This is a genomic window from Brucella sp. LJL56 (genome assembly GCF_054871705.1).
This window is the reverse complement of the sequence record NZ_JBTXLQ010000007.1, coordinates 120760-132109: the sequence shown is the minus strand read 5'-3', so window position 1 is coordinate 132109 and position 11350 is coordinate 120760. Positions and strand designations below refer to the sequence as shown.

The window sequence follows — 11350 nt, the reverse complement described above, 5'->3', positions numbered from 1 at the left end:
CCTCAGAAATTCCGGGTCAACCCGATATTGATGGTGCGTCCCGGTGCAATATAGCCAGAGCTGGTCTGATAATCCTTGTCAAAGATGTTCTCGACAGAGAATTTCAATTGTGATTGCTTGTCGATGGAATAGAGCGCGACGAAATCAGCAGTCACATAATCACCAAGCTTCTTTCTGTTAGCAGCGTCAGCATAGCGCGAACCGCCATAGATCAATCTTGCGGTAAGATCGAGCTTCTCAATTGGTGTGAAATTAACCTCAGCCGCAGCCTTAAAACGTTCGCGATAGGGAAGATCGTTTCCTGTGGCTTCATCAATAGGCCGTTTAAGGTCCACTAAACCCTTGACACCCCACTGTTCGTTGAAGCGGTGGTCAAGCGTCGCTTCAAACCCAGTTATGTGAGCTCGATCAACGTTTACTGGCAACCACAAATGTGTTTGTTCGTCCTCTCTCCAGCTAATACCCTGCCTTAACCGGGTGTCGTAGAATGCCATATCCAAACTGGTGCCGGAACTTATCTGCCAGTTTAAACCCAGTTCATAAGAGCCCGATTTCTCGGGTTTTAGATCTGGATTTCCCGACAAAGGATAATAGAGATCATTGAACGTCGGCGCGCGGAAACCGGTAGCGTAAGAAGACCGTAGCACCAGATCGGGCAGAATTTCATAGCTCACACCAAGATTATAGGTGACGACATCGCCGAATTGGCTGTTGTGATCATAACGCAATCCGCCATCGAAACGCAGCGCCTCGTATTCGAGCGAATATTGTCCGAATATGGCGGCCAGATCGCGGCTGGTTTCATCATAAGCAACGGTGGTGTTAATCTCCTCGCGATAGGCTTCCACACCAGCGGTCACGGTGTGGCCGACCTTGCCCGTATCGAAACTCTTTTCTGTCGAGGCAAAGACACCATAACGCTTGGTTTCAAACCGATCGGATCCACTCACGCCCTTGCGGAAGTTACGGCTGCTGTCGATGCCCGTGCTGAACTCCAGCGTAGACGACCAATCTGCCGTATGATCGACACGCGTTCCGATCTTGCCGGTAAATGCTGTGCTGTCAGCCTGGTTCGGCGATGGCGCTTTGGCGTCGTACTGGTTGCGTCCCCGACTGAAGAGACCATCCGCATAAATTTTACCCCAGTCGAAATCCTTCGACAGGGCAAAGTTGAAAGAGCCCTGCAAAAACCCGTCGCGATCCGGTTCATGGCCATAGGCGTCGGGCGCGGTAAAGTCATACCCTTGCGTGCCTGTGACCGCCGCGCCGAAAGCATAGTCGATGCCGTCGCTGCTGCGTCCTTGAATGGACCCGGATGTATAGCCGCCCCAGGGATGGCTGACGCCGGTAGAAAGACTGCCGCACCAAGGGCGTTCACCACAGGCTCCACCCTGCTTGGTGATAATGTTGACCACCCCACCCATGGCATCAGCGCCATATTGTGCAGAATGAGCCCCCTTGGCGATTTCGATGCGCTCGATAGAGGTTAGAGGAATATTGGAAAGCGCGGTCGAGCCACTCGTTGCCGACGCGGTGCGCACGCCATTGACCAGAACAACTGTTTGATCAGAAGACATTCCACGAACAAAAATTCCGGCGGAAGAACCCTGACCGCCATTCGTCTTTATGGAGATACCGCTATAGGACTTCAGCAGCGACTGCAGATCGGGAGCAGCCGACCGTTCGATATCTGCTGAATCGATAACAGTCACAGACGAAGTCGAGCGCTGCAGCGAAGATGCGCGGCGCAATGGCGTGACCACGATTGTATCGAGAACAACGCTGCCGTCGCCATCTGGCAGATTTTGAGCAAGCGTCGTGGACGGCAACGCAAGAACGCTGGCCGATACGAGTAGAACCGATGATTTTATAAGGCACATTTTCCCTCAACCCGCCGAACCGGAGACCGATAAACGGCATTTCCTCTCACCGCAGGTTGAAGCAATGGCAGCGCAAAACGCCCTTCTTCCCAACGGCAACATTTCAACAATGTCACCGCCACGGGCAGCCGCGCCTGAACACACCCCGTGTCCACGCATGGGTGACCAGATACGGCAGGTCTCCTGACTTCCGGGTCGTCGCTTCCCCTCCGCCTTCCCGAATGCATCGAATGCTCTCAGTGGCTTTCACCGCTTGCACGGCTATGGAGGATAGCTCTCCGGTTACAGTTGCGGGGGCAGTCGCGGCATCAGCCAGATGGCTTCACCGTGTTCCCTTTTCATCCGCCTGAACAGCGGAACCGTTTCCTGATCAAGTCGATAGCAACATGGTTAAGGATTCGCAACTCTATTAAAGCATGTCTCCCTAAAGTGGGAACCGGCTTTGGGATAAAGACATGCATGAAAACAAAAGCTTATAGCGTGTCATATGCGTGTGATAAAATGCGACACGCTTTAAAGCGCAATCCAGCACAGAAAACTGAAGCACATTCGCAAGGAATGGATTCAGCCTCATGATTTCAAAGGTCTTTCCTATCGCAGAAATGCACGGAAACGCTGAAGCGCAAAGTAGAACAACACAGAACCAATGACGATCAGTGCCAGAAATTGCGGCCAGACCACGCCCAGCCCTGCCCCGCGAAACAGGATCGATTGCGCCAATATGACGAAATGCGTATTCGGCGCGGCCAGCATGATTGTCTGGATGATCTCGGGCATGCTTTCACGGGGCGTTGTCCCCCCTGAAAGCACCTGTAACGGCAGAAGCACCAGCATCAGTAGCATTCCGAACTGCGGCATGGAACCAGCCGCCGTTGCCAGGAAAATGCCAAGGCTGGTCGTCGCAAAAAGCTGGAGCGCTGCGCCCACGAGAAACAGCGATACCGACCCATAGATCGGGACGGCAAGCAGCCCTTGCACTACGAAGACCAACGCAAAAGCAGAAGCAACCAGCACGACGAGCCCCATGGACCATATCTTGCTGACCATGATTTCAACCGGCGTTACCGGCATCACCAGCAGGTGTTCAATGGTTCCATGTTCGCGTTCTCGAATAAGGGCTGCGCCCGTCAGGATGATCGACAGCATCGTAACGGATGAAATCACGTTATTGATTGCACCGAACCAGCCCTTGTTCAAATCCTGATTGAATCTCGCTCTGAGATTGAGTTCGACAGGCGCTTGTGCGCTACCGCGATAGCGATTAAGAAATTCGCTCACCTCACTCGACACAATTGACTGCACATAGCCGCCCCCGGTAAAGGCCTGGCTCATCCGGGTTGCATCGACATTGAGCTGGATTGTCGGCGAACGGCCTGCCAGAAGATCGCGCTGGAAATTCGGCGGTATGTTCAACGCGAACGTATCCAGCCCCTCATCCATCCGGGCATCCATTTCATAAGACGAAATCAGCTTCGGAGGCACAAAATATGGCGGATAGAATGCCGTCGTTATCCGGCTGGAAACCGGCGACTGATCTTCGTCGACAATCGCTATTGCCGCATTGTTAAGAGTTTCAGGCATCGCCTTTGATGCCGTATAGATCGCAAGCGTAAAGGCATAAACGATCAGGATCAACAACATCGGATCACGCGCGAGACCGCGCAGTTCCTTCACGCCAAGCTGGAATATGTTGGATATCCGCATCTTAGCTCGCCTGTTTCTTGAGAAGAACAATCGCGAGCGCCATGAGCACCGGCACCGCGATCAACAAGGGTAAAAACGAACTTGCGAGATCGCCAAACCCCAACGCCTTGGAGAAAACCCCGCGCGAAATGGTCACGAAATAGGTCGCCGGATAGATTTTACCAATGAACGCGCCTGCACCTTGCAGCGACGACACCGGGTCGATGATACCGGAGTACTGTACGGCCGGAATGAGTGTCAGAAGCGCCGTTCCGAAGATTGCTGCGATCTGGCTGTTCATGAAAGTGGACAGTACCAGTCCCATGCCGGTCGCGATCGTCACGTAGAGCAGCGCCGCCAGCGCATAAGTAGGGAAGCTTCCCGTAAACGGAACCCGGAAAATAAACACCGCAAAGGCTGTCAGCATCAGGAAATTCAGAAATGCCAGCCCGATATAGGGCAATTGCTTGCCGAACAAAAACTCGAATTTCGTCACCGGCGTCACGTAAAAATTGATGATCGATCCCAGCTCCTTTTCGCGGACCACGCTCAGCACCGCCAGCATTGCGGGAATCATGAGCAGCAGCAACGGAATGACCGCAGGCACCATAGCCACAAGGCTTTGCACGTCCGGGTTATAACGGTAGCGTATCTCCAGATTGAAACTGCCAGCATTCGCCGCACTGCCATAAAGCTCGCGAGCTTTCTGCGCCAGCCAGTTGGCATGCATGCCTTGAACATAGCCTTTGATCGTCTCGGCGCGGGTGGGCATCGCGCCATCAATCCATGCAGCGATTTCGGCCGGGCGCCCACGCATCACATCTGCGCCGAAGTTCGGTGGAATTTCAATCGCAAGACTGATTTCACCATCACGCATCCGTCGATCAAGATCATCGTAATCTGTTAAGGCAGGTTGCTCAGAGAAATAGCGCGAACCCGCAATCTGCTGCGTGTAATCACGGCTGATTGTCGTATCATCACGATCGAGCACCGCAAATTTCAGATTCTCGACATCCAGATTAATACCGTAACCGATAACAAACATCAGGATGACGCTACCGAGGATCGCCAGCGTGGCGCGGATCGGATCGCGTTTCAGTTCCAAGGCCTCGCGCCGCGTATAAGCCAGCATTCGCCTCAGGTCCGGCAACCAGCTTGAAGCCTTCTTTGGATGCGTTTCGTCTGCCTCCGTCGTCTGTTCTGTGAGAATTGTAGGTAATGGGGCTGGCTGTTCTGTTTCGCCAATGGCATCCTGAAGATATGCGACGAAGGCTTCTTCCAACGTCTCGGCGTGGCGGCTTTCGGTAATCGCCTTCGGCGTATCGCTAATCAGAACTTTACCGGCATGCATCAGCGAAATCCGGTCGCAAAGTTCGGCTTCATTCATGAAATGAGTAGAAACGAAGATCGTCACATTGTCTTTGCGCGACAGATTGGCGAGGATTTGCCAGAAAGCATCACGAGCCACCGGGTCCACACCAGATGTCGGCTCATCTAGAATAAGAATGTCGGGCGAATGGATCAGTGCCACAGCCAGTGACAGGCGCTGGCGGATACCGAGCGGCATGGCATCGGGCAACGTATCCATGACGCCGATTAGGTCGAGACGCTCGGTCAGTTCCTTGATACGCTGTTCGGTCAGCACCGGCTCCATACCAAAAAGCTTGGCGTGAAGTTCCAGATTTTGACGAACGGTCAATTCCGAATAGAGCGAGAACGCCTGAGTCATGTAGCCAACACGACGACGTATATCAATATCGTTGGGATCGACTTCGCGCCCGAACAGTTTCGCCGTCCCTTCACTGGCAGGCAGCAATCCGGTCAGCACCTTCATTGTGGTAGTTTTACCGCAACCATTGGAACCTAAAAAACCGAAGATTTCACCACGCGCGATTCGAAAGCTTACATTATTCACTGCAGTGAAGTTGCCGAAGCGAACGGTGACGTCTTCTGCTTCTATTGCGATCTCAGCATCCGCACCGAAATCGCGGTGCGGAATTTCGATATCCTGATGTCCTTTCCGTAATTCTTCTGGCAGGAGCGCGATGAAAGCTGCATCAAGATTTGGAGTGTTGGTGCGCTCTAGCAATTCCTGCGGTGTACCCGTCGCCAGAATCTGCCCATCATTCATGGCAATCAGCCAGTCGAAGCCCTGCGCTTCTTCCATATAGGCCGTAGCGACGATGACGCTCATTCCGGGGCGGTCCTTCCGGATATCATTGATCATTTCCCAGAACTGGCGCCGGGATAGAGGATCAACACCTGTCGTCGGCTCATCCAGTATAAGCAGGTCGGGATCATGGATGAGCGAACAGCAGAGGCTAGTCTTCTGCTTCATGCCGCCGGAAAGTTTGCCAGCCGGACGGTCCGCGAAGGACGACATACCCGTGCGGGCCAGAAGATCGGCGATCCGATGCTCACGCTCTTTTCGGTTATGTCCGAACAACCGTCCGAAAAAATCGATGTTCTCGAACACCGAAAGCGTCGGATACAGATTCTTTCCAAGCCCCTGCGGCATATAGGCGATACGGGGATATGCGGACTGAAGATGACGCTTATCAGAAATGTCACCTTCAAGGACCTCGATGCGGCCCTGTTGCATCGTCCGCGCCCCGGCCACCAACGATAAAAGGCTCGATTTCCCAACCCCGTCAGGCCCGATTAAACCCACCATGCAACCAGCGGGGATATCAAGATTGACCTCGCGCAGAGCACGTGTTTTCCCGTAGGACAGCCCTACGCCTTGCGCCCGGACGACAAAGCTGTCGTCATTGGCGCCAGCTTTGACAGGAACGTCGTTCATTTCACAGTTTCCGCAAGATTCTTCGGCCATTCGGCATTGGGGTCAAGCTTGACATAGGCCATGCCCGGCAATCCGGTTTTCACTTGCTGGATATATTTTTGAAGTAGTTCCTGCGGGATCTTCGCCTTGACCCGGAACATCAGCTTCTGGCGCTCCTCCTCCGTTTCAACGGTCTTCGGCGTAAACTGGGCCACATCAGCCACAAAGCTGATCTTCGCAGGAATGACATATTGCGGCGCAGCATCAAGAACGATCCGGGCATCCGCACCCATGGCCACCTGCCCGGCCTGCGCCGTCGGCAGGAAGAAGGTCATGTAAACATCGCTGACGTCTACAAGATTGAGCACCCGCCCACCTGCGGAAAGCACTTCGCCCGGCTGAGCAACGCGGTATTGAACACGTCCCGGCTTAGGCGCCCTCAAAGTGGCATCATTGATATCTGCCTCAATGCTTGCGATTGCCGCCTTGGCGGCCTCGACAGATGCCTCTGCATCCACAACCTGCGCCTTGGCAGCACCTATGGCTGCCTCCGTGGCTGCAAGCTGTGCCTTGGCTGCACCGACAGCGGCTTCCGCCCCCTGCGCGGTTGCTCGGTCATCGTCGAGAACCTGTTGCGAAACGGTGCGCGATTGCGTCAATTGCTGAGATCGAACCAGACGGCGCTGGGCAGCATCCAATTGCGCTTCGCGCTGCGCCACAGTCGCTTCTGCTGCCGTGCGCTCGGCTTCCCGCTGCGTGACAAGGCTGCGTGCGGTCTCGATACCAATCTCCGCCCGGCGCAATTGCGCCTCAGCCTGCTTGCGCTGACTTTCCAATTGATCCGTATCCATGCGCGCAAGGATGTCATTTTCCTGCACGAAATCGCCCTCATCCGCGAGGATTTCGCGAATGCGCCCCGGACTCTTCGTCGAAATGTCGATTTCAACCGCCTCTATACGCCCATTGCCTTTGGCAATACCTTCCGGCAATCCATCGCCGTTCAGCGTCTTCCAAGCATAATACGCACCTGCGGCAAGAACGATAATCGCCCCAGCCAGTATCCATTGCTTACGGTTGAAAGCCATAATGAAACACCCTCATTGCCATCATCGTCACAACGCCGTCTTCAAACGAAGCACCGGCGGGCGGTCGCTGTCTGCAAGGATTTTCATTGTCCCCACCGCCCCGCCTCTGACATCAGCCAGAACCTTCTCGGGAGGATATGGAACTACCTTCTCATTTAGCAACCGGTGAATTGGGGGAAACGATCCAGAATCGCAAACGCCCGGTTAGGCTTGCTCTAATCGCAATCGCAACTGCCAGCCTTGATTAGGATCAAGAACTGCTAAAAGGTTCCCATATTTATAGAAATTGGACGCGGGTGCTGATTTGATGAAACAGAGGGGAGCAACGCCGACAGCACCCGCTGGCTGTCGACAAGACGACGTTACGGAAAGATCGCGCTCATGCGCTCGACAGATTGATTTAGCCGGGGTGCCATTCGAGTAGGGCCTCGGCACCCCGGGTCACCGGCTCTGGTGGAAACCGGCAACGATGGTTGGTTAGCACTCGCTCAAACGAAGCTCTTTGATTTCAATCAAACAAACAACAATTCAGCGGTCCATGATCATTTTTTGCCGTCAGCTTTCCGTGACCTGCATTTGCCCCACGTTTTCTTCAGATAGTTCGACACACCTTCGACCTTCGGGTCGGAAAGGAAACCCTGGCGAAAGAGAATGCTTCCTTTCACCTCCGGCAAAGACTCGTTGAGTTCAAGCTGGCGTTTAATTTCGGTCACACCCTCACCCAACTTCCAGCCGGGTTCAAGCGTGGTTCCGGAACCGGCTCGATAGAGTGCCAAGCCGATATAGAGATCGGTCTTCGTCCCGCGAACCGTATCAGCCCACCATGTGGCAATCGTCCCGTAAGACGCATCCTTGCGGCCAAAGGACCAGTAAATCTGCGGCGCGATATAGTCGATTATGCCTTCTTTCACCCATCGTCGCGTGTCGGCAAAATCTCCGTCATAGTTGGTTTTTCCGGCGCGGGTTGCAGAACCGCGCGGATCATCCGTAGCGTTGCGCCAAACGCCGCTCGGGCTGATACCAAAGCGAACATTTGGCTTGATGGATTTTATCCTGTCTGAAATGTCCCGTACCAGTGTGTAGGTATTGTAGCGACGCCATTCATATTTGCTCAAAAAGCGCGTACCAAACCGTGCATATGATTTGTCGTCATCAAGTTTCGACGATGCTGTTTCGTAGTAGAAATAGTCATCGAACTGGATGCCATCGACGTCATATTTCTGCACGACCTCTGCCGTCACATTCGTTATCCATTCGCGGACAGTCGGAATGCCGGGATCAAGGACATAACGATCCGCCGAAACACCAACCCAATCTGGATGAGACTTATAAACACTGACGGGAGATTCCTTCGACGAGTTCCGCAATTCCTTGCGGGTCGACGGCTTTGTGTCCATCGAGACACGATAGGGATTAAGCCATGCATGCAGTTCTATGCCGCGCTTATGCGCTTCCTGAATCGCAAATTTCAGCGGATCAAAACCTGGATCTTTGCCAAGGGTTCCAGTCAAATAGGATGACCATGGCAAATAGGACGATTGGTAAAATGCATCGCCGGTTGGCGAAACCTGAAAGATGACCGCATTGATACCATGCTCGGACGCTTCATCGAAAAGCCTGACCAATTCCTGTTTCTGGCGCTTTATACGTTCGGCATCATCCTCAATGCGGGACGAACTGCGCGACGGCCAATCGAGATTGAGAACTGTCGCTATCCAGCTTGCATGAAAGGCGTCGCAGTCGAGGGGCATGAAATCGTTCCGTCTAAACAACTTGGCAGACAAGGGGTTTGATATGGCTCTTTAAGGCATTAGCTTAAAGATGGAAAAGCAACTGCGAGGGCAGCATGTACAAGAATATTCTCGTAACGACCGATGGGTCAGAGTTTGCAGAGCGTGGACTCGTCCACGCATTTAAGCTGGCGCATACAGTCGGCGCGAAGGTGACAGTGCTGACTGTGACCGCCCCCTATTCCGTTTCCGGGCTTCCAGGCGGCTGGACCGACAGCCCTGCATTTATTGAGCGCTTCGAGCAGGAATGGAACGAATACGCTGATAAATCCCTGGCTCGCGCTCGCGAACTGGCGGCTGAAACAGAGGTCGAAGTTCATACGCTGCATGAGGTTGCCCCGCATCCGGCAACATCCATCATCGAGACGGCCAAGGAGCTGCGCAACGACCTCATCGTCATGGCTTCCCATGGTCGCCGCGGACTGAAGGGCATGCTTCTCGGTAGTCAGACCTATGAAGTCCTGACCCGCAGCAACACACCGGTTCTGGTGGTAAAGTAAAGCAACAACGAAGAAGGCCCGAAAGTATCGGGTCTTCTTCGTTCTCAACCAGTCTGGTGACCCGTCGCACTTTCGATATCAATACGGAAAAAAACCGGCTCAAGTTTGCGTTCGTGCCCATCCTTCGCAATCGTCTTTATGTAAGCTGGCTCCCACCAGGTTGGCTCCGAAGCCATCAGCGCGACAATCGAACTTTTCTCGTCCTCACGTTCGATCTCTCGATAATGACCGTTAAGTACAACGGTGCGCCAGCTCGTTCGGGATTCGATGTGATCGAAAAGGATACAAACGGCATCGTTCTTGCGTAGGGCCTCGGTCTTCTGGCCATCCGTTGTAAAAGAATAGAGTGAGCCACCACTGAACCGGAAACTGAGCGGTACGATAAACGGACGGTTGTCGAGCACATAAGCCAACCGCCCCAGATGGGTGTGTTGTATCATGTCCCGGATATCGTATTCCGACATTTCCCTGATCATCATGGCACGCCTCCGCCGTTTGCTTGTTTATTGACAAATTAACATAGGGCAGCGTCGCAGCTTTGACCGTGATCAAATCGCAAGCATAGTGTTTTTGTTAGACGAACAGGCGCCCTTCCGCAATCTTGACTGCAGTGCCGCCGATCCGGGCTCCTGTGAGCTGCTGTTTGGCCACATCCAGTTCAAGACGAATCCGCGACGGCCGCCCCATCTCCATCCCCTGTTCGATCCACCACTGCGAACTGCCATCAACAGGCTTGTCGTTCTTCTGGATCATGCCTGCAAAGGCGGCAGCAGCCGACCCCGTTGCAGGGTCTTCATAGACATTGGCGCCAGTTACAAACATGCGCGCATGGAAATTGCTGTCGAACAGAATTGTTTCGCGGCAATAGACATAGATCGGCAGAGGTCGGCCATCGACGTGCGGCAGGCTTTCATTCACATAGACCGGATCAATGGACACTTTTGCTGCAGCAATCAGATTATGAACCGGCACAAAGAGATAAGGCGTGCCTGCGCTCCAGACGGCAGGCACATGATTCTCGAATCCGATCTCGTGCGTACCGAGACCGATCGCGGCAGCAGCCTCCTCCTTCTCGATCTTGACGTCAAGCTTCTCTGGCAGGCGGGGCAGATCGAACTCGGCAAAGGCACTGTTCTCGCCAAGTATTACGCCGCAGCGAACGATACCGACCGTCTCTTCCAAAGCAACGAGCCTGTCCGTCTCATCGCCCGTTTTGCGACGGCGAGCCAGTGACACGGCCGCTCCCACTGTTGGATGCCCAGCAAAGGGAAGCTCATAATCAGGCGTGAAGATACGAACAGCGGCTTCATGGGCGGGATTGCTCGGAGGAAAGATGAAGACCGTTTCAGAAAGATTGAACTCGCGTGCGATGGCCTGCATACGCGTATCGTTCAAGCCTTCGCCGTCGTGGACGACAGCCAGCGGATTTCCAGCCAGAGCCTTGTCGGCGAAAACGTCGAAAACCTCGTAGAACCTGCCGGAAACAGCGGCGTCACTCATCCCTCATTCTCCCCTCAATCTGCCTATAAAACCGACTGCAAAGTCGATTTCACTCCAATGCGTTATGCTTCACATTATTTGCGAGCATAGCCAATTTCGCGGCGCTGTCATCTGCAAGTCCGGGCAAGTT

Annotated in this window: 8 protein-coding genes and 1 riboswitch; of the genes, 1 reads left to right on the top strand and 7 read right to left on the bottom strand. The window is 53.8% G+C overall.

The features are described 5' to 3' along the window. Positions 1-2: 2 nt before the first annotated feature. From ACYSN1_RS17710 to ACYSN1_RS17690, 5 genes are all read right to left on the bottom strand, one after another. Positions 3-1880, bottom strand: coding sequence for a TonB-dependent receptor domain-containing protein (locus ACYSN1_RS17710; RefSeq protein ID WP_461726890.1), 1878 nt, complete (start codon positions 1878-1880; stop codon positions 3-5). 156 nt (positions 1881-2036) lie between these two features. Continuing rightward, positions 2037-2259: riboswitch (cobalamin riboswitch) on the bottom strand. A gap of 212 nt (positions 2260-2471) precedes the next feature. Then, entirely contained in the window at positions 2472-3584 is a 1113-nt protein-coding gene (locus tag ACYSN1_RS17705) for an ABC transporter permease (RefSeq protein ID WP_461726889.1), read from the bottom strand. 1 nt (position 3585) lies between these two features. After that, positions 3586-6366, bottom strand: coding sequence for a ribosome-associated ATPase/putative transporter RbbA (gene rbbA, locus ACYSN1_RS17700; protein WP_461726888.1), 2781 nt, complete (start codon positions 6364-6366; stop codon positions 3586-3588). Next, positions 6363-7430, bottom strand: coding sequence for an HlyD family secretion protein (locus ACYSN1_RS17695; protein WP_461726887.1), 1068 nt, complete (start codon positions 7428-7430; stop codon positions 6363-6365). The genes rbbA and ACYSN1_RS17695 overlap by 4 nt, the downstream gene beginning before the upstream one ends. 542 nt (positions 7431-7972) lie before the next feature. Next, positions 7973-9181 carry a glycoside hydrolase family 10 protein gene (locus ACYSN1_RS17690; protein WP_461726886.1) on the bottom strand — a complete coding sequence of 403 codons (1209 nt, stop codon included), beginning with the start codon at positions 9179-9181 and terminating at the stop codon, positions 7973-7975. A 95-nt stretch (positions 9182-9276) separates the two neighbouring features. On the opposite strand from ACYSN1_RS17690, the gene ACYSN1_RS17685 reads away from it, so the two are divergent. After that, entirely contained in the window at positions 9277-9720 is a 444-nt protein-coding gene (locus ACYSN1_RS17685) for a universal stress protein (RefSeq protein WP_461726885.1), read from the top strand. 44 nt (positions 9721-9764) lie between these two features. Here ACYSN1_RS17685 and ACYSN1_RS17680 read toward each other — a convergent pair whose 3' ends face one another. Together ACYSN1_RS17680 and ACYSN1_RS17675 are read right to left on the bottom strand one after the other, a co-directional pair. Continuing rightward, on the bottom strand, positions 9765-10199 hold the full coding sequence (locus ACYSN1_RS17680) for a pyridoxamine 5'-phosphate oxidase family protein (protein ID WP_140022129.1): 435 nt from the start codon (positions 10197-10199) through the stop codon (positions 9765-9767). 94 nt (positions 10200-10293) lie between these two features. Beyond that, positions 10294-11220 (bottom strand): PhzF family phenazine biosynthesis protein, encoded by a 927-nt coding sequence (locus tag ACYSN1_RS17675; RefSeq protein ID WP_461726884.1) that lies wholly within the window; start codon positions 11218-11220, stop codon positions 10294-10296. Positions 11221-11350 lie beyond the last annotated feature (130 nt).